The following is a 22,748-nucleotide window of genomic DNA, read 5'->3' on the forward strand; positions in this document are numbered from 1 at the left end:
AGGCCGACGCCCCGACGCCGTGCCGGGGCTGTCGAGCGGGGGTTCGAACGGTACCGTGGCCCGCAGCACCAGGCAGAGCATCGGCGGACGGTGGGGGCCAGCAGCGACATGACGGACCAGCAGAACAGCGCTCCGGCGGTCTGGGACCCCACCGCGCGCGGCGGCGCCGGCGGCTGGGTGCGCGGCCCGCAGCGCCCTGCCGACGGCCGGCCCGATGCCGAGCGGGCCGAGGCCCCCGCCGCGCCGCAGCCGTCCGTGCTCCACTCCTCCACGGCCCAGCCGCCCGCGCCCCAGCCCTCCACGGCCCAGCCGCCCGCGCCCGGCGCCGTCGGCGACCAGGGGCCTCCGCTGGGCGCCCGCCCGTACCTCGCCGACGCTCCCGGCTACGACCCGCCGACCGCCCGGCTGTCCCCCGTCGCGCCCCCGCCGCCCCCGGCCGCCCCGCCGTTCCCCTCCCACCCGGGCCCGCCGGCCCCCGGCTACGGCTACCCGCAGCCGCCCGCCGCCCCGCCGCAGCCCCCGTACGGTGCCCAGCCCGACCATCCGACCGGCCGCGGGGAGGACGACGAGGACCGCCCGGCCAACCGCCGGACCCCGCTGCTGATCGGCTTCGCCCTGCTCCTGGTGCTGGCGATCGGCGGCGGCCTGCTGTTCGCCGCCCGCGGCAACGGCGACAAGGACGCCCAGGCCGCTCCCACCCCCGCCCCGGCCTCCGCCCCGGCGACGGGCGGGGAGAACCTGCCCCCCGCCCCCGCGCCCACCGGCACGGACGCCGCCCCGAGCGCGAGCGCCCCGGCCACGCCCACCACCGCCCCCACCGCGACCGCGACCGCCCCCGGCCCCAACGCCAAGTCCCAGGCGCAGGCGCTGGACGGCCTGCTCACCGACGGCGAGAACGCCCGGGCCTCGATCAGCAACGCCGTCGCCAAGGTCAGCAGCTGCCCGGCGAAGGCCGACATCGAGGCCGCGGCGCAGGTCTTCGACAGCGGCGCCTCCCAGCGCGACGGCCTGCTGGCCAAGCTCGCCGCCCTGAGCGTCTCGGACCTTCCGGGGGGCGCGGACGCGGTGAACGCGCTCAGGTCCGCCTGGCAGCTGTCCGCGGACGTCGACCGGGCGTACGCCGCCTGGGCGCGCGCCGTCGCCGCCCAGGGCTGCTCCGGCCGGGCGCCGTCCACCGCCGACAAGAAGCACGCGGACGAGCTCAACCCGCAGGCCACCCAGGCGAAGGCCGACTTCCTGACCAAGTGGAAGCCGATCGCGACCGCCTACGGCATCACCCCGCCCACCTCGGACAGGATCTGACCGACCAGTGCCCGGTTCCGCCCCTCGCCCGCCCCGCCGTTCCACCCTGCTGCGCGTCACCACGGCGGCGGCGGTGGCCGTTCCGCTCTGCACGGCGGGCTGGCTCGGCTGGCGGGCCCTCGACCACTCCGACCCGGCGGGCGCCACGGCGGCCCCGGCCACCGCGGCCACCCGGCCGGCCCCGGCCGGGACCGCCGGCACTCCCCTCACCCCTCCCGTCGCACCACCGCCGACCACCGGGGCCGACGCCACCCCCGCTCCGGCCGGGACCCCCGCCGAACCCCCGGCCGACACCCCCACCACGACGGCCCCGGCGGCCACCCCGCCCCCGCCCGCCGCCGGGCCGACCAGCCTGGCCGGCCGCACCGTCCTGCTCGACCCCGGCCACAACCCCGGCAACTCCGCCCACACCGCCCAGATCGACCGTCAGGTGGACATCGGCAACGCCCGCAAGGAGTGCGACACCACCGGCACCGAGACCAACGCCGGCTACGCCGAGGCCGAGTACACCCTGGACGTCTCCCGCCGGGCCCGCGCCCTGCTGGCCGCCCGGGGCGCCACGGTGGTGCTCACCCAGGACGGCGACCGCCCCTGGGGCCCGTGCATCGACGAACGCGCCCGCGCGGGCACCGACGCGCACGCCGACGCCGTGGTCTCGGTGCACGGGGACGGCGGCCCGGCGGGCGGCAGCGGATTCCACGTCATCATGCCCGCCAGGGTGGTGGCCGGTAAGGCGGACAACGCGGCGATCGTCGAACCCTCGCACCGGCTCGGCCTCCTGCTGCGCGACCGGTTCCACGCCGCGACCGGTGAGCCGTACGCGGACTACATCGCCAAGGACGGCCTGGACACCCGCTCCGACCTGGGCGGCCTCAACCTCTCCACCGTCCCCAAGGTGTTCATCGAGTGCGGTAACATGCGCAACTCGGCGGACGCCAAGCGGATGACGGACCCTCAGTGGCGCCAGCAGGCGGCCCAGGGGATCGCCGACGCGCTCACCGCGTTCCTGACGGCCCAGTAGAAGACCGGAGCGCCGCACCGGAGTCGGGCCGAGCACCCGCGGTGGGCGGCGTTCCGCCCGGACCGCACGGTTTGCAACGAATTCGCCCCGTTCCCGAGCCCGCCGTGCACCGGCGGGAGGGTTGGGCCTAGGCTTCTGGTCCGTTCGGGAGTTTCGGCCGGTCAGCCCGACCGCGCGAACCACCGACCACGACACGTCAACGAGGGGAACGTTAGTGAATCTGCGCGCTCTCACCAGGGGAGACGCCGCCGTCGCAGGCGCGGCCGTCCTGCTCTTCATCGCCTCCTTCCTGCCGTACCAGACCTGCTCCGGTCGGTACTGCGGCGGCACCATCGCCTCGCAGAACGCGTGGAGCACCGCCCTGTTCCCCATCCTGCCCTCGGTCTACCTGCTGGGCATCGCCGCCGCCGTGCTGATCCTGGTGCAGCGCTTCCAGGGACCGGCCGCCACCAGCCGCCAGGTGCTCGGCCTGCGGCTGGACCAGTGGGGCATCGCGTTCGCCGTGGCGGCGCTGTGGAGCTCGGTCTGGGCGCTGGGCGGCGGCACCAGCAGCAACATCCCGGGCCTCGACATCGGCCACGGCTTCGGTGCCTGGCTCGGCTTCCTCGCGCTGCTCGTGCTCGCCGGCGCGGCCGCCGCGAGCCCCCTCGTGCCCGCGCTGAAGGCCCCGCTGGTCGCCGACCGCCCGGCGGCCGTCCCCGGCCAGTACGGCTACCCGGGCCAGCAGGGCGCGCCCGGCCAGTACGGCTACCCGACCCAGGTCCAGGAGCCGGCGTTCGGCGGCCAGGGCGGCTACGGCTACCCGGGCGCCGGCCAGCCCCAGCCCGGCCAGCAGGTGGCGGCCGCCCAGCCGCACGACGCCGCCCCGGCCCCGCAGCCGACCCCGGCCGCCCAGCCGGCGCCCGCCCCGGCGGCGGACTTCCAGCCGTTCTGGTTCGCCGTCCCGGCCCCGCGCCAGCTGGCGCCGAAGGACAACCCGGCCGGCGCCCCGGTCGGCGAGGTCGTGCCGGGCACCTGGTACCTGGCCGTCGAGCAGCGCGGCGCGGCGCTGGTGGCGCAGCTGCCGGACGGCAGCCAGGGCGTGCTGGCCGACACCTCCGGCATCCAGCGCGGCTGACGCACCGCCCACGGACGTGCGAAGGGGCGGGACCGGTTCTCCGGTCCCGCCCCTTCGCCGTGCGCGGGCCTTCGTCTTCGTCACGTCCGCCCCTTCGCCGGGCCCGCTCCTTCGCCGGGCCCGCCCTTCGGGGGCGCCGTCGCGGGCGCCGCCTCAGCAGCAGTCCTCGACCACCAGACCGGCGGGCAGCTGCTCCCCGCCGAAGACCGCGACCGTCGCCGGGTCCCCGCCGAGCGCGGCCACCGCGAGCAGCAGCGCCCCGGCCGTCCAGGTGGTGCGCTCCTCCGGCCAGATCGCGTCGTCCTCGAAGACGTACCCGGTCCAGTACGAGCCGTCCTCGTGCCGCAGGTGCTTCTGGATCCAGCGCAGGATGTCCACCGCGCGGTCGGACTGGCCGATCGCCCACAGCGCGAGCGCCAGCTCGGCGCTCTCCCCGCCGGTCACCCACGGGCGGTCGCTGACGCAGCGCACGCCGAGGCCGGGGACGACGAAGCGCTCCCAGTCCCGCTCGATCCGCTCCAGCGCCGCCTCGCCGCGCAGGCCGGTGCCGAGCACCGGGTAGTACCAGTCCATCGAGTAGCGGTCCTTGTCCAGGAACCGCTCGGGGTGGTGCGCCACGGCGTGCCCCAGCCACCCGGCCGCGAGCTCCCAGTCGGGCTGCGGCTCCTCCAGGTAGTCGGCGATGGCCAGGCCGCAGCGCAGCGCGTGCAGGATGCTGGAGGAGCCGGTGAGCAGCGCCTCGCCGGTGGCGGCGCCGTCCTCGTCGACCCGCCAGGCGATCGGGCCGCCGGGCAGCCGCAGCGCGACGATGAAGTCCAGCGCGCGCCGGATGACCGGCCAGATCCACTCCAGGAAGGCGTCGTCCCCGGTGCTGAGGTGGTGGTGCCAGACCCCGACGGCGACGTACGCGCAGAAGTTGCTCTCCTTGGCCCGGTCGGTGACCACGCCGTCGGTGTAGGCGGCGTACCAGGAGCCGTCCGGGTTCTGGGCGGCGGCGAGCCAGCGGTAGGCGGCCTCGGCGGCGGCGTGCTCGCCGGCCGTGTCGAGGGCCATCGCGGCCTCGGTGTGGTCCCAGGGGTCGAGGTGGTGGCCGGCGAACCAGGGTATGGCGCCGTCGGGGCGCTGCTCGGCCAGGATGCTGCGCACGGTGTCGGCGGCCTGCTCGGCGTCGAGCACCCCGTCGAGCAGCAGCACCTCGGGGACGGCGGCGGTCATGCCGAGCCGCCCGGCGCGCGGTGGGGCTTGGTGGCGTACGCGACGAAGCTCTTGCCGATGACCGGGTTGAGGGCCCGCTCGGCGGCCTTGGTGAGGGTGCTGATCACCGGGGTGCCGACGATGTCCCAGACCAGCAGCTGGTGGTAGGCCTTGACCGGCAGCGCCTTGTCGTTGTCGACGCCGACCGCGCACTTGATCCACCAGTACGGCGAGTGCAGCGCGTGGGCGTGGTGGGTGCCGTACGGCTCCAGGCCGGCGTCCTTGAGCTTGCCGAGCAGTTCGTCGCCCCGGTAGATCCGGATGTGGCCGCCCTCGTTGGCGTGGTACTCGTCGGACAGCGCCCAGCAGATCTTCTCCGGCAGCCAGCGCGGCACGGTGACGGCGATCAGGCCGCCGGGCTTGAGGACCCGGAACATCTCGTCGAGCACGCCCTTGTCGTCCGGGATGTGCTCCATCACCTCGGAGATGATGATCTTGTCGAAGTACTCGTCCTCGAACGGCAGCGCCAGCGCGTTGCCCTCCATCGCGACCGCCGACGCGCCCTCGGGGGCCTCACCGGCCTGCTCCATGGCCGCGAACCACTTCTTGACCTCGGCGATCTCCTCGGCGTTCTGGTCGAGGGCGACCACGTCGGCGCCGCGGCGGTAGCACTCGAACGCGTGCCGGCCCCCGCCGCAGCCCAGGTCGAGCACCCGGTCGCCGGGGGCGAGCGGGAAGCGCGAGAAATCGACGGTCAGCACTACAGGACTCCCATTCCTTTTGCTACCAAGCGTTCTTGACGCTTCGTCACGCTTCGTCGGGCCGGCCCGCCCCGCCGTCACCGTCCGGGCGGCGACCGGGCCGCGCCTAGGACACGTACCGCCAGCCCGGCCCCGAGCGGGCCCGGGCGCCGGCCCCGGTGGCGATCGCCGCGCGGTACGCCTCGGCGGTCAGCTCGGCGGCCCGCTCCCAGGTGAACCGGGCCAGCACCCGCTCCCGCCCGGCCCTGCCGAGCGCGGCCCTCAGCTCCGGGTCGTCCAGCAGCCGGCCGAGCGCGCCGGCCAGCGCGTCCGCCTCCCCCGGCGGCACCGCCAGGCAGGTCTCCCCGTCCGGGCCGGCCACCTCGGGGATCGCCCCGCCGGTGGTGGCGACCAGGGGGGTACCGGTGGCCATCGCCTCGGCGGCGGGCAGCGAGAAGCCCTCGTACAGCGAGGGGACGCAGGCCACCTCGGCCGAGCGGTAGAGGTCGACCAGCTCCCGGTCGGTCAGCCCGCTGCGGAACTCGATGTGCTCGGCCAGCCCGAAGCGGCGCACCGCCTCGGCCACCGGGCCTTCCTCCTTCTGCGGCTTGCCGACCACCACCAGGTGGGCGTCCCGCTCGGTGCGGACCTTGGCGAGCGCCTCGACCAGGAAGACCAGGCCCTTGAGCGGCACGTCCGCGCTGGAGGTGGTGACGATCCGGCCGGGCACCCGCCCGACGCGCTCCGAGGGCGACCAGAGCCGGGTGTCGGCGCCGATCGGCACCACCGAGATCGCGCCCGGCGCCGCGCCCAGGTGCTCGGCGATCTCGCGCTGCGAGGTGCCGGAGACGGTGATCACGTGGTCCAGCCGGGCCGCGACCCGGCGCTGCATCCGGGTGAAGGCGTACCAGCGGCGCAGCGACAGCCGCTTGGCCCGGGTGGTGGCGGCGGCCAGCTCCAGCTGCCGGTCCACGGTGATCGGATGGTGGATCGTGGTGACCAGCGGGAAGCCGTGCCGGGCCAGGCCCAGCAGGCCGTAACCGAGGGTCTGGTTGTCGTGCACCACGTCGTAGCGGCCCTTGTGGGCGGCCAGGTAGCGGCGGGCGCGCAGCGAGAAGGTGAGCGGCTCGGGGAAGCCGCCGGTGCGCATGGTGGCGAACTCCAGCAGGTCCACCGGGCCGCGGAACTCGTCGCGCGCCGGGGTGCGGAAGGGGTCGTCGGCGCGGTAGAGGTCCAGGCTGGGCAGCTCGACCAGGCGCACCGAGCCGGGGCCGTCGACCTCGTCCAGCACCGGGTAGGGCTGGGCGCCGATCACGTCCACGTGGTGGCCCAGGGCGGCCAGCTCGCGGGAGAGGTGCCGTACGTACACGCCCTGGCCGCCGCAGAAGGGATCCCCGCGGTACGAAAGCAGGGCAATCCGCAGCGGCTGCGCGGTCATCCTGGGCCCTCTTCTCTGGCTGCCGTCTGTGCTGCCGGACGCGTCGTCCGGTCGCTAAAGTAGATCAGGTTTCAGTGGCTGGGGAACTCGTGATCGACCACGTGAACAATGAGAGACCTCGAAGATACCGGCCCGTAGCTTTTCCTCAGGAGGCAGGGCTGGTGATTCCCGCCACGCCGAATCCTGCCGACCCCGTGGAGCACGCCGCCACTCTCGCCCGCCCGGGAGCACCCTTGCCGTCGCCCTCTCGTCCGATGCCGCCGCCGGCCCCGCCGCACCTCCCGCCGTCCGTCCCGACCACGGGAGAGCCGCCGCTGACCGCGCGGCAGGCCGAACGGCGCCGGCGCATCCTGCGCGCCGCCACCGCGCTGGCGGTGCGGGGCGGGTACGAGGCGGTGCAGATGCGGGAGGTCGCGGAGAGCGCGCAGGTCGCCCTCGGCACGCTCTACCGCTACTTCCCGTCCAAGGTGCACCTGCTGGTCGCGGTGATGCTGGAGCAGTTGCGGGGCCTCCACGAGCACATCCGGCGGCACCCGCCGACCGAGCCCGAACCGGCGCCGCGGGTCGCCGACACCCTCACCCGGGCCTTCCACGCGCTCCAGCGCGAACCGCTGCTCGCCGAGGCCATGGTCCGGGCGCTGTCCTTCGCGGACCGCTCGGTCGGGGCCGAGGTGGACCAGGTCAGCGCGGCCACCGGACAGCTCATCCTGGACGCGATCGGCCAGTCCGGACCGCCCACCGAGAGCCAGCGCGCGGCGGTGCGGGTGATCGAGCACACCTGGCACTCGGCGCTGGTCGCCTGGCTCTCCGGCCGCGCCTCGATCGCCGAGGTACGGGCCGACCTGCACACCGCGGCCCGGCTGCTCACCCTGCCCTGAGCCGTCCGCCCGCCACGGCCCGGACTGGAACCTGTTCCTGCCAGTGGCCGGACCACCGGCGCGCTCCGGCGGATAGAGTCGACGGGCAGCACAACTCCATCCCGTTCCTCCCCCGGGGAAAGCCGGTGCGAATCCGGCGCTGACCCCGCAGCCGTGAGTCCGGCGCCGCGCTCGGCCGCCCGGACGAGCCGGAGCACCCGGGGAGGCACGAGCGGCCCGCCCGGACGCACTCCGCCCGGCACCGTCGAGGACTACGGAACGGCCCGACGCCCGGGCCACCACCGCTCACCGAAAGGCACACCCGCACCATGCTGACCGCCGCCCGCCTGGGCGCCGCCGCCCTGTCCGCCGCACTGCTCACCGGCCTCGCCGCCGGACCGGCCCTGGCCGACGTCCCGGCCCCCGCCCTCCCGGACGGCCTGTACGGCAAGAGCGACCCGACGTACGACGGCGTCTGGCGGCAGTCGCTGGCGCTCACCGCCCTGACGGCGGCCAAGGTCACCCCGGCCGACTCGGCGGTCGGCTGGCTCACCGGCCAGCAGTGCGAGGACGGCGGCTGGCCCTCCTACCGGGCGCCCGGCGCGGCCTGCGACGCCAAGTTCGAGGACAGCAACGCCACCGCCGTCGCCGTCCAGGCCCTGATCGCCCTCGGCGGCCACCAGGACGCCGTCGACAAGGGCGTCGCCTGGCTCAAGGCCAACCAGAACGCCGACGGCAGCTGGGCCTACAACCCGGGCAACCCGGGCGACGCCAACTCCACCGGGCTCGCCGTCACCGCGCTGTTCGCCGCCAGGACCGACCCGGCGGGCGTCGCCAAGGCCGGCAAGTCCGCCTTCGACGGGCTCGCCCTGTTCCAGCTCGGCTGCGCGGCCCCCGCCGACCAGCGCGGCGCCTTCGCCTACCAGGCCGACCCGGCCGGCGCGCTCGCCCCGAACGGCCTGGCCAGCGGCCAGGCCGCGCTCGCCGCCGTCGGCGGGCACCTGCCGGTCGCCGGCTCGGCGCGCGCCGACGCCGCGCCCAAGGCCCTCGGCTGCGCCTCCGACGCGGCGGCGGCGAGCCCGGCCGCTTCGGCTCCTGCCGCTTCGAGCCCGGCCGCTTCGGCTCCGGTCGCGCACGCGGACTCCGGCGAGGCCGTCGGCGCCTACCTCACCGCCCAGCTCGCGGCGAACGGCGACCACCTCAACCTCGTCACCCCGGGCGCCGAGCCCAAGCCCGACTACACCGCCACCGCCTGGGCCGCCCTCGCCCTCACCCAGAGCGGCCACCCCCAGCAGGCCGCCGGCGCCGTGGACTGGCTCGCCAAGGAGGGCGCCGCCTGGACCAAGGACGGCAACGACGCCGGTGCCACCGCCACCCTGCTGCTGGTCTCCCAGGCCGCCCACCGCGACACCGCCTCGCTGACCGGACAGCTCACCGCCCTCGGCCCGGCGCCCAAGGCCACCGCGGCGGCGGCCCCGTCGGCTTCGGCGACCCCGGAAAAGAAGAAGGACGGCGGCATCGGCCAGTACTGGCTGATCGGCGTCGGGCTGCTCGTCGGCATCGGCGGCGGCCTCCTCCTGAGCCTCCAGCGCAAGCGCAACACCCACCTCTGATGCGCCGCGACTCCCACCCCGCCCCGGCCGCCCGGGCCGCTTCGGCCCGCCCGACGCCGGCCCCGGGCCGGGGCACCGCACTCCCGGGCCGGGGCACCGGCGCGCCCGCCCGGCGCCCCCGGGCCGCCCTCGCCACCGTGCTCCTCCCCCTCCTCGGGGCGGTGCTGCTGCTCGTCTCCGCCGCGCCCGCCCAGGCGGCCGGGTACCGGTACTGGTCGTTCTGGCGCGGCGTCGAGGGCGGCGGCTGGACGTACCAGCAGCAGGGAGCCTCGGTCGCCGTCCCCCCGGACGGCGCGGTGGACGGGTGGCGCTTCGCGCTGAGCCCGGACGGCGGGCAGGACGCCGCGAAGCCGCGGACCGCCGGGAGCTTCGCCGACATCTGCGCGGCCACGCCCGCCCAGGAGGGCCACAAGCGGGTGGCCGTCGTGCTGGACTTCGGGACCGCCGAGGACGCCGGCTCCTCCGCCGCCGCTGTGCCCGAGCAGCGCACGGCCTGCGCCAGCGTCACGCCCCGGGCCAGCTCGGCCGAGGTGCTGGCCGCCGTCGCCCCACCGCTGCGCTACGACAACAGCGGCCTGCTGTGCGCCATCGCCGGCTACCCGAAGGCGGGGTGCGGCGAGCAGGTCGGCGCGGCGGGTTCGGCCCCGTCGGACACCGGATCCGCCCGGTCCGCCGACCACGGCAGCGGTCCGGACGTCGGGCTGATCGCCGGGGGCGCGCTGGTCGCCGTCCTCGCCGGTGGCGCCGTCTGGCAGGCGCGCCGCCGCCGTCACCCCTGACCCCCTCCTCCCGCCCCCAGCCAGTCCCCACCCCTGGACGACCAACCGTGAGCAGCACCGCCGCCCGTAGCACCCGGCCGCCCATCGGCCCCCGTCAACTGCACCCCGGGGCCTGGTGGTTGTGGGCGCTCGGGCTGGGCGCGGCGGCCACCCGCACCACCAACCCGGCGATCCTGCTGCTGCTCACCGCCGTCGCCGGGTACGTGGTCGCGGCCCGGCGCGGTGACGCGCCCTGGTCGCGTTCGTACGGGGCGTTCCTGCGCCTCGGCCTGCTGGTGCTCGGCATCCGGCTGGTCTTCGCGGTCTTCCTCGGCTCCCCGGTCCCCGGCACCCACGTGCTGGTCACCCTGCCCGAACTCCCGCTGCCCGCCTGGACGCAGGGGGTGCGGATCGGCGGCCGGGTGACCGCAGAGGGACTGCTCGCGGCCCTCTACGACGGGCTGCGGCTGGCCACCCTGCTGATCTGCGTCGGCGCCGCCAACTCCCTGGCCAGCCCGGCCCGTCTGCTGCGGGCGCTGCCCGGCGCGCTCTACGAGGCGGGCGTCGCCGTCGTGGTGGCGATGACCTTCGCGCCGAACCTGGTGGCGGACGTCCGCCGGCTGCGCGCCGCCCGCCGCCTGCGCGGACGGAACGACAAGGGGATCACCGCCGTGCTGAGCGTCGGACTCCCGGTGCTGGAGGGCGCGTTGGAGCGGTCCATCGCGCTGGCCGCCGCGATGGACACCCGGGGGTTCGGCCGCACCGCCGACGTCCCGCGCCGACTCGCCCGGGTGACGGCCGCGCTCACCCTGGCCGGCCTGCTCGGGGTCTGCCTGGCCGCGTACGGGCTGCTGACGGCCGGCGGCGCGGGCTGGGCGCTGCCGGTGCTGCTGATCGGCCTGGCCGCCGCCTTCGCCGGGCTGCTGCTCGGTGGCCGACGCTCCGTCAGATCCCGCTACCGACCGGACCCTTGGGCGATTCCCGAGTGGCTGACCGCCGGTTCCGGCGCGGCCGTGGCGGCCCTCACCACCTACCTGGCCACCCAGGACCCGGCCGCGTTCGCCCCCACCGTCGTCCCGCCGACCGTCCCCGCGCTGCCGCTGGCCGCCGTCCTGACCGCCCTGCTCGGCCTGATACCGGCGTTCGCCGCCCCGACCCCGCCCCGGAGGGCATCGTGATCACCTTCGAGCAGGTCTCCGTCCGGTACGCGGACTCCGCCGCGCCCGCCCTGAACGACGTCGACCTCACCGTTCCCGAGGGCGAACTCTGCCTGCTGGTGGGGCCGTCCGGCTCCGGCAAGTCCACCCTGCTGGGGACGGTCAGCGGCCTGGTGCCGCACTTCACCGGCGGGGTGCTGCACGGCCGGGTCACCGTCGGCGGCCGGGACACCCGCGAGCACCGGCCGCGCGAACTCGCCGATCTGGTCGGCACGGTGGGGCAGGACCCGCTGGCGCACTTCGTCACCGACACCGTGGAGGACGAACTCGCCTACGGCATGGAGTCATTGGGCCTGCCGAGCGATGTGATGCGCCGCCGGGTCGAGGAGACGCTCGACCTGCTCGGCCTCGCCGAGCTGCGCGACCGCTCGCTGAACTCCCTCTCCGGCGGCCAGCAGCAGCGCGTCGCGATCGGCTCGGTGCTCACCGTGCACCCGCGCGTCCTGGTCCTGGACGAACCCACCTCGGCGCTCGACCCGGGCGCGGCCGAGGAGGTGCTGGCCGTCCTCCAGCGGCTGGTGCACGACCTCGGCACCACCGTGCTGCTGGCCGAGCACCGCCTGGAGCGGGTCGTCCAGTACGCCGACCAGGTGCTGCTGCTCACCCCCGGCGCCCCGCCCGTCCTCGGCGAACCGGCCGAGGTGATGGCGCACTCCCCGGTGCACCCGCCGGTGGTCGGCCTCGGCCGGCTCGCGGGCTGGCGGCCGCTGCCGCTCTCGGTCCGCGACGCGCGCCGCAAGGCCGCCCCGCTGCGCGCCGACCTGGACGGCCGGGTGCCGGCTCCGGCCGCTCTCCCCGCCACCGAGCCGATTCCCGCCGCCGGGCCGATCGCCACCACCGACCGCCTCGCCGTCCGCCGCGGCCCCGTCCCGGCCCTGCGCGGTGTGGACCTCTCGCTCCGCCCCGGCGAGATCACCGCCCTGATGGGCCGCAACGGCGCCGGCAAGTCCACCCTGCTGGGCAGCCTGGTCGGCCTGCACACCCCCGCCTCCGGCAGCGTCAGGGTCGGCGGCCGCACCCCGCACCGCACCCGCCCCGCCGACCTGATCCGCGAGGTCGGCCTCGTCCCGCAGGACCCGCGCGACCTGCTGTACGGCGAGTCGGTCGCCGCCGAGTGCGCCGCGGCGGACACCGACGCGGGCGCTCCGGCGGGCACCTGCCGCGCACTGGTCGAGCGCCTGCTGCCGGGCATCGCCGACGACACCCACCCGCGCGACCTCTCCGAGGGCCAGCGGCTCACCCTCGCCCTCGCCGTCGTGCTCACCGCCCGGCCCCCACTGCTGCTCCTGGACGAGCCGACCCGCGGCCTCGACTACGCGGCCAAGGCCCGGCTGGTGGAGATCCTGCGCTCGCTGGCGGCCGAGGACCACGCCGTGCTGCTCGCCACCCACGACGTCGAACTGGCCGCCGAGCTCTCCCACCGCACGGTGATCCTGGCCGAGGGCGAGGTCGTCGCGGACGGGCCGACCGCGGAGGTGGTGGTCTCCTCCCCCGCGTTCGCCCCGCAGGTCGCCAAGGTGCTCGCGCCCGGGCCGTGGCTCACCGTCGGGCAGGTCGCGGAGGCGCTGAGCGCATGAGCAGCCGTCCCGTCCCGCTCGGGCGCCGGTCGGTCGCGGCGCTGCTGTCCGTCTCCTTCGTCGGCGTCGCCGCCTTCGGCTGGCCGCTGCTCGCCTCCACCGACTCGGCGCTGGTCGGCCACTCGGCGGACGCGCCGTGGCTGTTCGCGCTGCTGCTCCCGCTGCTGCTCGCCGTCGTCATCGCGCAGATCTCCGAGGGCCGCTCGGCCGGCGGCGGCGCACCCGGCCTGGACGCCAAGTCCGTGGCCCTGCTGGGGGTGCTGGCGGCGGCGGGCGCGGCACTGCGGCCCCTCGGCGCCGGCACGGCGGGGCTGGAACCGATGTTCTTCCTGATGGTGCTGTCCGGGCGGGTGCTCGGGCCCGGCTTCGGCTTCGTGCTCGGCTCGCTGTCGATGTTCGCCTCCGCGCTGCTGACCGGCGGGGTCGGGCCGTGGCTGCCGTTCCAGATGCTCGCCATGGGGTGGGTCTGCCTGGGCGCCGGACTGCTGCCGGGCGCCGCCTCGCTGCGCGGACGCCGCGAACTCCTGCTGCTGGCCGGGTACGGGGCCGTCGCGTCCCTGGCGTACGGCACGATCATGAACCTCCAGGGCTGGCCCTACATCGGCGGCCTGGCCGGCTCCGTCTCCTTCGTCCCCGGTGACCCGCTGCCCGCCAACCTGGTCCGCTTCGCGGCGTACTGCCTGACCACCTCCCTGGGGTGGGACCTGCCCCGCGCCGCCCTCACGGTCGTCCTCTGCCTCACCCTCGGCACCCCGGTCCTGCGCGCCCTGCGCCGCACCACCCGCCGCGCCGCCTTCGACGCCCCGGTCACCTTCCGGCCACCACGGGAGTGAGCGGGCCGCACCGGGAGTGAGCGGGCCGCGCCGGGCGGAACGCAGACGTTCGCCGCGGGCGGGAGCAGCGGCACCACCGCGGTGGGGTTCCGCCGACGCGCCCCGGCGCGCACCGGCGCCTGCGCTCCGGGGCGCGCCCGCTCCGGCACCATCGGAGGCGGGACACTCCCCTTCGAGGACTCCAGGAGCAGCGCGATGACCGAGCAGAACACCGATCAGAACGCCGGGCGGAACCCGGGCGAGCACCTCCCCGCCGTCGCCGTCGCGGTCGTCGTCAAGGACGGCCGGGTGCTGATGGTGCGGCGGCGGATCGCCGAGGGCGAGCTGTCCTGGCAGTTCCCGGCCGGCGAGGTGGAGCCCGGGGAGTCGCCCGAGGCCGCGGCCGTCCGCGAGACCGCCGAGGAGACCGGGCTGCGGGTGGCCGCCGCCAGGGTCCTCGGCGAGCGGGTGCATCCGCAGAACGGGCGGCGGATGTCGTACACCGCCTGCGAGGTGGTCGGCGGCACCGCCATGGTGATGGACTCCGACGAACTGGACCGGGTGGTCTGGGCCTCCCGCTCCGAGCTGGCCGAGTACGTGCCGTTCCCGATGTTCCCGCCGGTGCGGGAGTACCTGGACGGCCTGCTCGCCGGTTAGGGCGGGGCGGCGGCGCCCCGGGTCGGACAGCCCGCCGCCGTGTGACGCACGTCTCACGTCGCGGCCTGTCACGGATCGGCGGCCTCCGGCGTCCTGTGGGAGGCAACGGCCGTACGGAGGGAGACCAGGGATGAGCAGCGAACACACGGACGGCCACCGCGCCGACCCGGCCACCGAGGCGTTCGTCGCCCATCGCAACCTGCTGTTCACCGTCGCCTACGAGATGCTGGGCTCGGCGGTGGACGCCGAGGACGTCCTCCAGGAGACCTGGCTGCGCTGGGCCTCCGTCGACCTCGCCACCGTCCGCGACCGACGCGCCTACCTGGTCCGGATCACCACCCGACAGGCACTCGGACGGCTGCGCACGATCGGCCGGCGCAGGGAGTCCTACGTCGGCCCGTGGCTGCCCGAACCACTGCTCACCTCCCCGGACGTGGCCGAGCAGGTCGAGCTGGCGGACAGCCTCTCGATGGCGATGATGATGGTCCTGGAGACCCTCGCGCCCACCGAGCGGGCGGTGTTCGTGCTGCGCGAGGTGTTCGGCCTCGGGTACGAGGAGATCGCGGAGGCGGTCGACAAGACTCCGGTCGCGGTCCGTCAGATCGCCCACCGGGCGCGGGCCCACGTCGCCGCGCGCCGGCCGCGCGGCACCGTCTCGGCCGAGGAGGCCCGCACCGCCATCGCCGCCTTCCAACGGGCCGTCGACACGGGCGACCTGCAGCAGCTGCTGGACCTGCTCGCCCCCGACGTGGTCGTCCTGAGCGACGGCGGCGGCGTCAAGCACGCCGTACCCCGGCCCGTCGTCGGCGCCGACCGGGTCGGCCGCCTGCTGGCCGCCGGAGTGGCCGCGTGGCGTTCGCTGGCGACGACCGAACCCACCCAGGTCAACGGGCACCCGGCGCTGCTGGTGCGGATGAACGGGGAACTCGACCTGGTGCTGGCGATGCGGATCGACGAGGGGCTGATCACCGGCATCTACTCGGTGCGCAACCCCGAGAAGCTGACCCACATGGAGCGGGAGACGCCGGTGACCCTCTGAGGCCCCTCCACCCCTCCGCCCCCGTACGCTGTCCGGCAGCACCGGGAACGCAGGCGTTCGGGGGAGCCAGTGGAACTACGTCAGTTGCGCGTCTTCGAGGCCGTCGCCGCCCACCGCACCGTCACCGGCGCGGCGGTGGCGCTCGGGCTCACCCCGTCCTCGGTGTCCGAGCAGGTCCGCACCCTCGAACTCAGCCTCGGCACCGACCTGTTCGAGCGGACCAGGCCCGGCCTGACGCTCACCCCCGCCGGGGAACGGCTGCTCCCGTGGTCCCATCGGCTCCTCGGCCAGGCCGAGCAGGCCCGCCGCGAGGTCGCCGTCCCCCGGACCCGCCTGCGCCTCGGCGTCCTGGCGGCCGTCGCCGCCCACCTCCCGGCCGTCCGGGCCCGCCTCACCGACCGCCGGCCGGACCTGGACGTATCGCCGCGCACCGAGCCCGGCCGTGACGTCCTGCTCGACGGCGTCGCGGCCGGGGCCCTGGAAGCCGCCCTCGTCCTCGACTCCCCCGGACCGCTCGGCGCCCTCGGCTTCCCCCTGCCGCCCGCCCCGCTCGACCACCTCGACCTCCAGGACGTCCCCCTCGCCCTGGTCGCCGCCCCCACCCATCCGCTCGCCGGCGCAGCCGCCCTCGGCCCCGAACACCTGCGCGGCCACCGCCTCCTGGTCGACGCCCCCGGCTGCTCCTACCGCCTGGCCGGCGAGTGCCTCCTGGGCCACCACGTCCGGCGCCTGCGGACCGGCGCCGTCCCCGTCACCCGCGCCTGCGCCGAACAGGGCCTGGGCATCGCCCTCCTCCCCGCCTCCGCCGTCGGGGACCAGCTCACCGCCGGCACCCTCGCCCGCCTCCCCCTCGACCCCCCGCCGCTGCGTCTGCGCCTCCTCTGGCGTGCCGACCGCGCCCCGCTCCCCGGCCTCCGCCCCGCTCCCGCCGGCTGAGCGCCGGGCCCCGTACGACAGCGTGCCCCGGGGTTCCCCGAACCCGGGGCACACGACCGCGGCACGGAGACCGGGGCTCGGGCTCGGCTACGCCGCTCCGGCGAGGTGCGAGAAATGCCCCATCCGGCGATCCGGAATCGAGCTGAACTCCACGTACGCGGCCCGCACGCTGTTCTCGGCCGCCACGTCCCCGGCCATGACCAGCTCCTCCGCCTCCTTCAGGACGGAGGCGAGCCTGGTGGACTTCTCCGCGCATTCGAGCGTGAGCTTGAGGCACTTTCCCAGGACGCGGCGGTTCAGGAAGTCGAAGGGGTGCGCCGCCCCGTAGGAGGCCCGCAGCACCGGAGACAGCTCCTCTTCGGCGATCAGGGCGACGCGCTCCAGCGCCTGGACGCAGGCGTCGAAGAACACCCGCCGGTCCTCCACGCTGCCGGCCGCCTCCATGCTCTTCATCGACGCTTCCGCGTCACGCGTGGCGGCCTTCCAGCGCGAGAACGCCTCGGCCAGCTCGCGCTCCGCCCGGCTTCGGTCCTCCCTGCGGGCGGCGGCCTCGCGGGCCGGGGCCGGGGTGTAGCTGGGGCCGGAGTGGGTGAGGGCGCCCCAGAACTTTCGCGCCGCACCGCCGTCGGACACCCCGCGCGGCTCCGGACAATAACTGGCACCGCCGTGCGTCAACGCCTCGAAGAATTCTCGATTCACAGTTCAGACACCCCCATCACCGACTACCGAAGAACTGATGACCACGGCCTGGGACTCGGCACCCGGCTCCTGGGCCGGAATCGACCGGATCAGCGATCCGACGTCCGAAAGTTCCGAGTCCTTCGCCGAGTTCTGCCACTTGTCAAGGATCGCCGGGGCTCCCGCACCGGCGATGACCGCCCCGAAAGCACTGAACGGGCCGGCCATGGAGACCGCCCACGCGACACCCGCCCCGATCAGCGTCCGGGCGATCTCCGCGGCGATGTAGATCGACAGCTTCGTCCCACCGGGCACCTCCCACGGCCAGCACCGCTTCGACTGGACCACGCGGAAGAACGTCAGCAGCGAGACGAGGAGGCCGCCCACCAGGCCGTAGACCGCCATCGCCCAGTGAGACATCCCGGCTTCCTTCTACCCCGACCCGAAGCTGACTGCCTGTCAACATATCGCGCGGGCGCCACACGGTGCCACGCTCACCGCGTCAACCGTCACGCGACGCACTCACGGTCCGACCCCGATCGACACATCGGGCCCTCCCCGACGGGAAGGGCCCGAAACGTGTCCGCGCCGTCCGCGCGTGCGCGCCGACCGGCAGGCCGACGCTAGGCGCCCTTGGGGCCCGCCGACTGGACGACCTCGAAGGACCAGAGGGTGGAGCCGCTGGCTGCCGGGCGCTGGGGGGCCTCACCGGAGGGGCCGTGCTGGTGGGCCGACTTCATCGGGCCCTCCATCCAGGCCTTGAAGTCCTCCTCGCTGCGCCACCGGGTGTAGACGAGGTACTGGTCGGTGCCCTCGACCGGGCGGAGCAGCTCGAACCACTCGAAGCCGTCCGAGTTCTCCACCGCGCCGGCGCGGGAGGCGAAGCGCTGCTCCAGCACCTCCCGCTGCTCGGCGGGCACGGTCAGGACGTTGATCTTGACGACGGACATGCTGCTCCTTCTGCTCCGGTGACTGCCTACGGGCAGCAGTCTGCTACACCTCACGGCCGGGCGGTTCGCGGGGCGCCGCCGGTCACGGTGGGTGGTGAGGCGCCGACGTGCAGGGACGCGGGCGGGATGCAAGCCTGGAGGTAGAGCCCAGAACCCAAACGACAGGGGAGTGGTCATGGGTATCGGCGACAAGTTCCAGGACAAGGCGAAGCAGGCCGCGGAGGAGGCCAAGCAGCGCCTCGGCCAGCAGCAGCCGCAACAGCAGCAGGACGAGCAGCAGAAGGCCGCCCAGGGTCAGCAGCAAGGGCAGCAGCAGGGCCAGCAGAACCTGGACGATCTCGGGGACGAGATCGAGGGCCAGCAGTAGCCGCGAGCAACGGACCGGGGGGGGGGGGGGGGGGGGGGGGGGGGGGGGGCGGGGGAGGGGGGGGGGGGGGAGAGGGGGGGGGGGGGGGGGGCGCTCCCCCCCCCCCCCCCCCCAGCCCCCCCCCCCCCCCCCCCCCCCCCCCCCCCCCCCCCCCCCCCGGCCGATCTGGGGGCACAACGTCCTTGGGAACGTCAGGACTTGGGAAGCCCCTCGGTCGCCAGGGTCTGGTTCTTGTAGGCCTTCACGCCGGTGATCTCGGTGCCGAACCAGTCCGGCGCCGAGAAGGCCGCCGCCTCGTCCTCCGTGGCGAACTCGACCTCGGCGGTGCGCAGTCCGGCCAACCCGCCCTGGTAGACGTCGACGTGGACGACGACACCGGACGCCTCGAAGGTGTAGCGGTCCTTGACCACCCGGGCGCCCTCGGTGGCCGGCCAGAGTTCGGTGAACTCCCGCTCCTCCAGGTCGCGTTCCACCTCGATCCGGGCCGGTGAGCCCGCCGAGGAGGAGGCGCGCCGCTTGACGCCGAGGACGTGGCTGCCGCCGATCCGGCGCAGCCGCACCTCCGTGCCGTCCTCCTTGATCGCGATGTACCCCTGTTCGATGCGCTCGCGCACCGCCGTCCGCGGCGGTTCGAAGGCGCCCAGCAGGAACTTGCGCTCGATTTCGAGCGGCATGCCGCACCACCCTTCCCGGTCGACCGGCCCCCGGGCCGTTCAGAACGACCGCCCCTCCCCACGGTACGGCCCCTGCGCCCCCTCCTGGTCCGGCCGGTCCCGGAGGTCCGCGCAGAGCGAGGAGCTGAGCCGGTTCAGCACCCCGGCGAGGTCGGCGTACCGCTGTTCGTCCCAGTCCCCCAGCAGTGCGGCGAGTTGGGTGCGACGGGCGGCGACCAGCCGCAGTGCCGCCTCCTCCCCCGGTTCGGTGAGCCGCATCGGCAGTCCGCCGGAGCGGACCGCCAGCCCCCGGCCCTCCACCTCCCGGACGGCGTCCTCGATGACGGAGACCGGGACGATCCGCCGCTCGGCCAGTTCGGCCGGTTCCACCGAGCCGTGCTGGTGCATCTGGAGCAGCAGCCAGCTGGAGGCGGGCAGCAGGTCCAGCCCGGCGGTCGCGGTGATCCGCCGGAAGAGGTCGCGCCGGGCCTCGCGGCTGTTCAGCACCGACAGCGCGCGGGCGATCTCGTCCAGCGAGGTGCGCTCCACCGGGTTGAAGCCGATGGACTCGCTGAGGTCCGGCGCGGTGACGGTGGAGCGCAGTTTCTGTTCGCGCAGGAACAGCGACAGGACGAACGCGACCACCGCGACCGGCACCGCGTACAGGAACACCCGGGTGATCGACTCGGCGTACGCGTGGTAGACCCCGGGCTGGACGGCGGCCGGCAGGTGCGGGATGACCCGCGGGTCGGAGGTGATGACCTCCGGCCGGAAGCCGGGCGGCAGCGGCACCCCCGCCAGGGCGTCGGCGAGCCGGCCGCGCAGCCCACTGGCGAAGATCGTCCCGAAGACGGAGACGCCGAAGGAGGCCCCGATGGAGCGGAAGAAGGTGGCCCCCGCGGTGGCCACGCCGAGGTCCTCGTAGCCCACCGAGTTCTGCACGATCAGCACCAGCACCTGCATCACCAGGCCCAGCCCGAGGCCGAAGACCAGGAAGTAGGCGCTCATCTCGGCCGTGCCGCTGTGCTCGTCCAGCCGGGAGAGCAGCAGCAGACCGACGGTGGTCACGGCCGTCCCGGCGATCGGGAAGACGCGGTAGCGGCCGGTGCGGGCGACGATCTGTCCGGAGCCGATCGAGGTGAGCAGCATGCCGAGCACCATCGGCAGCATGTGGATGCCGGACAGGGTGGGCGAGACCTGCTGGACCACCTGGAGGAAGGTCGGCAGGTAGGTGAGCGCGCCGAACATCGCGAAGCCGATCACGAAGGAGATCACCGCGACCAGGCTGAACGTCCGGGAGCGGAACAGCCGCAGCGGCAGCACCGGCTCCGCCGCCCTCCGCTCCACCAGGACGAAGGCGAGCAGCAGCACCAGGCCGAGCACCCCGAGGCCGATGATCTGCCAGGAGGTCCAGGCCCAGGTGGTTCCGCCGAGTGAGGTCATCAGCACCAGGCAGGTCGCGACGGCGGCGATCAGCGCGGTGCCGAGGTAGTCGATCCGGTGCTGCCGGCGGACCTCCAGCCCGTGCAGCACCGCCGCGATCACCACCAGGGCGACGATGCCGATCGGCAGGTTGATGTAGAACACCCAGCGCCAGCTGAGGTGGTCGACGAACAGCCCGCCGAGCAGCGGCCCGAGCACGCTGGTGACCCCGAACACGGCGCCGAACAGGCCCTGGTAGCGGCCCCGGTCCCGGGGCGCCACGAGGTCGCCGACGATCGCCTGGGAGAGCACCATCAGCCCGCCGCCGCCCAGGCCCTGGAGCGCGCGGAAGGCGATCAGCTCGCCCATGTTCTGGGCGATCCCGCACAGCACCGAGCCGAGCAGGAAGATCACGATGGAGGCCTGGAAGAAGCGCTTCCGGCCGTACATGTCGCCGAGCTTGCCCCACAGCGGGGTGGCGGCGGTGGAGGCCAGCAGGTAGGCGGTGACGACCCAGGAGAGGTGGTCGAGGCCGCCGAGGTCGCTGACGATGGTCGGCAGCGCGGTGGAGACGATGGTCTGGTCGAGGGCGGCGAGCAGCATCGCCAGCAGCAGGGCGCCGATCGGCACCCAGAGGTTGGGCACGGTGACCGCCGGCGGGCCGGGCTCGCCCACCGGGCTCCGGCCGGACGCGGCACGCGGCTCCGTCATGGCGTGTCCCTGGGCGTCATGGCGTCTCCGTCGGCATCATGGCGTCTCCCTGCTCACCGCGCCGGGTCCGGTTCGTCCCGATTCGTTCCATCGGTTTGAGCCGAGCGTAAGCGCCGGGGACAACCGCCGCGCTCCGGGCGTTCTCCGAGGAGTCGGCCGGCACCGGGCGGCACGACGGCCCCGCCGAGGGGCGGACGCCCCTGTCCACCCCTCGGACGGTCCTGCATAATCAGGCGCGATCGGGCGCCCGGACCGTGGACCGAACGAACGACCCCCGGCCGGACGCCGCGCACGACCGCCAGCGAAAGCCGACGCGACACCGAGGAGGACCGGCCGATGCCGGACCAGCACTGCCCGACGTGCGGCACCGCACGCTCCGCCGGGTGCGGCTGCGTCCCGGACCCGAGCCTCACCGAGACCGCCGTGCTCCCCCACACCGAGGGCCCGCCGCTGGTCCGTCCGTACGTCTCGCAGGCCGCCGGTCAGGTGGCCGACCAGTCCCCTGCGGGGGCGCCGCTGGTGGACCCGTTCGCGACCGCGGTGCTGCCGCCGGTCGCCCCGGGGCAGCCCGCCGTGCCCGGGCCGCCGCCCGTTCCCCCGCTGGGACCGGACGCGGACGCGTACGCCACCACCGTGCTGCCGCCGGTCAGTCCGGGGCGGGGCCCGCTCGGGCCGGACGCCGACGCCTACGCCACCGCCGTGCTTCCGCCGGTGCCTCCGGTGACGGACTCGGGCGCGTACCCGGGCGCGCAGCCGCCGCAGCCGCCACCACCGCGCCCGGCACCGGCGCCGGGCGGCGAGATCGGCCTCTTCCCGGTCGGGCAGGCCCCGGACGCGCCCGGGCCCGCCACCGGCGGCCGGGCCGCCAGACGGGCGGCCGAACAGGCCGGGCGAGCCCCGCTCGCCCGGCGCAAGGGGCTGCTCGCCGGCGTCGGCGCCGCCCTGGTGGCGCTCACCATCGGCCTCGCGTACGCGGTGACGCCCTCCGGCGAGCCGGCCAAGCAGGCCCAGCCGCTGCCGACGACGACCCTGGCACCCGCACCGGTGGACCCGCCCAGCGCGGCGGCGCCCGCCACCACCGACCCGGCTCCACCGACCAGCGAGGCGCCGAGCCCGACGCCCAGCCCCACCCACAAGCCGAGCCCGACCCGGACGCCCACCCCCACCCCCACCCCGACCGCCGCGCCGCCGCAGGCCGCCCCGGTCCAGACGCCCGACCCGGTCCCCAGTCCGCCGGCCGCGCCCAGCCCGGCCCAGTCCTCCCGGACGCTCCAGCTCGGCGACAGCGGGCCCGACGTCCGGGCCATGCAGCAGCGCCTGTACGCCGCCTCCTGCGGAGCCGTCGACAAGTCGATCGTCAGCGGCGTCTTCGACTTCTGGACCCGGACGGTACTCAGGAACTACCAGCACAAGAACGGGATCAAGGACGAGAACGGGGTCTACGGCCCCGAGAGCCAGGCGGCCCTGGCCTCCGACCCGGGCTGCTGAACCCGGACCCCGCTGACCCCGGACCCGCTGCGCCCGGGATGCTGACGGAAACGACCGGGGACGGGCGGCCGCCTCCGCCCGTCCCCGGCCCCGCCGACCCGTCAGCCGGTCCTACGTTGTTGATGGGTTGGACGGGCCAGTCGTATGGTCCTGAGGCCCAGAGACGCCGGGTATGGCTTTCAGTCGGTTGCCCTCGATGGT

The 22,748-nt window shown here is 75.3% G+C and carries 22 protein-coding genes and 1 riboswitch; of the genes, 14 read left to right on the forward strand and 8 right to left on the reverse strand.

Annotated features, from left to right (window positions below; translation table 11 throughout):
- The first annotated feature begins 108 nt into the window (after nt 1-108).
- From ACZ55U_RS25525 to ACZ55U_RS25535, 3 genes are all read left to right on the forward strand, one after another.
- Nucleotides 109-1,302 carry a hypothetical protein gene (locus tag ACZ55U_RS25525; protein ID WP_465529303.1) on the forward strand — a complete coding sequence of 398 codons (1,194 nt, stop codon included), beginning with the start codon at nt 109-111 and terminating at the stop codon, nt 1,300-1,302.
- Between the two features lie 7 nt (nt 1,303-1,309).
- Nucleotides 1,310-2,323, forward strand: coding sequence for an N-acetylmuramoyl-L-alanine amidase (locus ACZ55U_RS25530; protein ID WP_465529305.1), 1,014 nt, complete (start codon nt 1,310-1,312; stop codon nt 2,321-2,323).
- 214 nt (nt 2,324-2,537) lie between these two features.
- Entirely contained in the window at nt 2,538-3,440 is a 903-nt protein-coding gene (locus ACZ55U_RS25535; protein ID WP_465529307.1) for a hypothetical protein, read from the forward strand.
- Nucleotides 3,441-3,593: 153 nt separating this feature from the next.
- On the opposite strand, the gene ACZ55U_RS25540 is transcribed toward ACZ55U_RS25535, so the two are convergent.
- The 3 genes from ACZ55U_RS25540 to ACZ55U_RS25550 form a co-directional block, all read right to left on the reverse strand.
- Nucleotides 3,594-4,655 (reverse strand): prenyltransferase/squalene oxidase repeat-containing protein, encoded by a 1,062-nt coding sequence (locus ACZ55U_RS25540; protein WP_465529309.1) that lies wholly within the window; start codon nt 4,653-4,655, stop codon nt 3,594-3,596.
- Nucleotides 4,652-5,395, reverse strand: coding sequence for a class I SAM-dependent methyltransferase (locus ACZ55U_RS25545; protein ID WP_465529311.1), 744 nt, complete (start codon nt 5,393-5,395; stop codon nt 4,652-4,654). The genes ACZ55U_RS25540 and ACZ55U_RS25545 overlap by 4 nt, the downstream gene beginning before the upstream one ends.
- A gap of 106 nt (nt 5,396-5,501) precedes the next feature.
- Nucleotides 5,502-6,812, reverse strand: a complete 1,311-nt coding sequence (locus tag ACZ55U_RS25550) for a glycosyltransferase family 4 protein (RefSeq protein WP_465529313.1) — start codon at nt 6,810-6,812, stop codon at nt 5,502-5,504.
- A 254-nt stretch (nt 6,813-7,066) separates the two neighbouring features.
- Here ACZ55U_RS25550 and ACZ55U_RS25555 point away from each other — a divergent pair, with 254 nt between their 5' ends.
- The 9 genes from ACZ55U_RS25555 to ACZ55U_RS25595 all read left to right on the forward strand — a co-directional run bounded on the left by ACZ55U_RS25555 (nt 7,067) and on the right by ACZ55U_RS25595 (nt 16,278).
- Nucleotides 7,067-7,690, forward strand: a complete 624-nt coding sequence (locus ACZ55U_RS25555) for a TetR family transcriptional regulator (RefSeq protein WP_465529315.1) — start codon at nt 7,067-7,069, stop codon at nt 7,688-7,690.
- Between the two features lie 116 nt (nt 7,691-7,806).
- Nucleotides 7,807-7,888, forward strand: a riboswitch (cobalamin riboswitch).
- A 110-nt stretch (nt 7,889-7,998) separates the two neighbouring features.
- Entirely contained in the window at nt 7,999-9,282 is a 1,284-nt protein-coding gene (locus ACZ55U_RS25560) for a prenyltransferase/squalene oxidase repeat-containing protein (protein WP_465529317.1), read from the forward strand.
- The gene (locus ACZ55U_RS25565; protein ID WP_465529319.1) at nt 9,282-10,061 is read left to right on the forward strand and encodes an SCO2322 family protein; all 780 of its coding nucleotides are present in this window, start codon (nt 9,282-9,284) and stop codon (nt 10,059-10,061) included. Before ACZ55U_RS25560 ends, ACZ55U_RS25565 begins: the two co-directional genes overlap by 1 nt.
- Nucleotides 10,062-10,108: 47 nt before the next feature.
- Nucleotides 10,109-11,218 (forward strand): energy-coupling factor transporter transmembrane component T, encoded by a 1,110-nt coding sequence (locus tag ACZ55U_RS25570; protein WP_465529321.1) that lies wholly within the window; start codon nt 10,109-10,111, stop codon nt 11,216-11,218.
- On the forward strand, nt 11,215-12,834 hold the full coding sequence (locus ACZ55U_RS25575) for an ABC transporter ATP-binding protein (protein WP_465529323.1): 1,620 nt from the start codon (nt 11,215-11,217) through the stop codon (nt 12,832-12,834). The genes ACZ55U_RS25570 and ACZ55U_RS25575 overlap by 4 nt, the downstream gene beginning before the upstream one ends.
- Nucleotides 12,831-13,667 (forward strand): ECF transporter S component, encoded by an 837-nt coding sequence (locus ACZ55U_RS25580; RefSeq protein WP_465529325.1) that lies wholly within the window; start codon nt 12,831-12,833, stop codon nt 13,665-13,667. Before ACZ55U_RS25575 ends, ACZ55U_RS25580 begins: the two co-directional genes overlap by 4 nt.
- A gap of 195 nt (nt 13,668-13,862) precedes the next feature.
- Complete coding sequence (locus ACZ55U_RS25585; RefSeq protein WP_465529327.1) at nt 13,863-14,303, forward strand: NUDIX hydrolase; 441 nt, start codon at nt 13,863-13,865, stop codon at nt 14,301-14,303.
- Between the two features lie 130 nt (nt 14,304-14,433).
- Nucleotides 14,434-15,342 carry an RNA polymerase sigma-70 factor gene (locus ACZ55U_RS25590; protein ID WP_465529329.1) on the forward strand — a complete coding sequence of 303 codons (909 nt, stop codon included), beginning with the start codon at nt 14,434-14,436 and terminating at the stop codon, nt 15,340-15,342.
- A gap of 69 nt (nt 15,343-15,411) precedes the next feature.
- Nucleotides 15,412-16,278, forward strand: a complete 867-nt coding sequence (locus ACZ55U_RS25595) for a LysR family transcriptional regulator (RefSeq protein ID WP_465529330.1) — start codon at nt 15,412-15,414, stop codon at nt 16,276-16,278.
- An 87-nt stretch (nt 16,279-16,365) separates the two neighbouring features.
- On the opposite strand, the gene ACZ55U_RS25600 is transcribed toward ACZ55U_RS25595, so the two are convergent.
- The 3 genes from ACZ55U_RS25600 to ACZ55U_RS25610 form a co-directional block, all read right to left on the reverse strand.
- Entirely contained in the window at nt 16,366-16,977 is a 612-nt protein-coding gene (locus tag ACZ55U_RS25600; protein ID WP_465529332.1) for a hypothetical protein, read from the reverse strand.
- Between the two features lie 3 nt (nt 16,978-16,980).
- Nucleotides 16,981-17,361, reverse strand: a complete 381-nt coding sequence (locus ACZ55U_RS25605; RefSeq protein WP_465529334.1) for a hypothetical protein — start codon at nt 17,359-17,361, stop codon at nt 16,981-16,983.
- Nucleotides 17,362-17,579: 218 nt separating this feature from the next.
- Nucleotides 17,580-17,906 carry an antibiotic biosynthesis monooxygenase family protein gene (locus ACZ55U_RS25610; protein WP_465529336.1) on the reverse strand — a complete coding sequence of 109 codons (327 nt, stop codon included), beginning with the start codon at nt 17,904-17,906 and terminating at the stop codon, nt 17,580-17,582.
- A gap of 175 nt (nt 17,907-18,081) precedes the next feature.
- Here ACZ55U_RS25610 and ACZ55U_RS25615 point away from each other — a divergent pair, with 175 nt between their 5' ends.
- Nucleotides 18,082-18,273: a hypothetical protein gene (locus ACZ55U_RS25615; RefSeq protein WP_465529338.1), complete on the forward strand. Its 192-nt coding sequence runs from the start codon at nt 18,082-18,084 to the stop codon at nt 18,271-18,273.
- 191 nt (nt 18,274-18,464) lie between these two features.
- Here the strand turns inward: ACZ55U_RS25615 and ACZ55U_RS25620 are convergent, their stop codons facing one another.
- Nucleotides 18,465-18,947, reverse strand: coding sequence for a CYTH domain-containing protein (locus tag ACZ55U_RS25620; RefSeq protein ID WP_465529340.1), 483 nt, complete (start codon nt 18,945-18,947; stop codon nt 18,465-18,467).
- Between the two features lie 39 nt (nt 18,948-18,986).
- Nucleotides 18,987-21,059 (reverse strand): MDR family MFS transporter, encoded by a 2,073-nt coding sequence (locus ACZ55U_RS25625; protein WP_465529342.1) that lies wholly within the window; start codon nt 21,057-21,059, stop codon nt 18,987-18,989.
- Between the two features lie 336 nt (nt 21,060-21,395).
- Between ACZ55U_RS25625 and ACZ55U_RS25630 the strand changes: the two genes are divergently transcribed.
- Complete coding sequence (locus ACZ55U_RS25630) at nt 21,396-22,547, forward strand: peptidoglycan-binding domain-containing protein (RefSeq protein ID WP_465529344.1); 1,152 nt, start codon at nt 21,396-21,398, stop codon at nt 22,545-22,547.
- Nucleotides 22,548-22,748 lie beyond the last annotated feature (201 nt).

Source organism: Kitasatospora sp. NPDC034533, assembly GCF_055575155.1.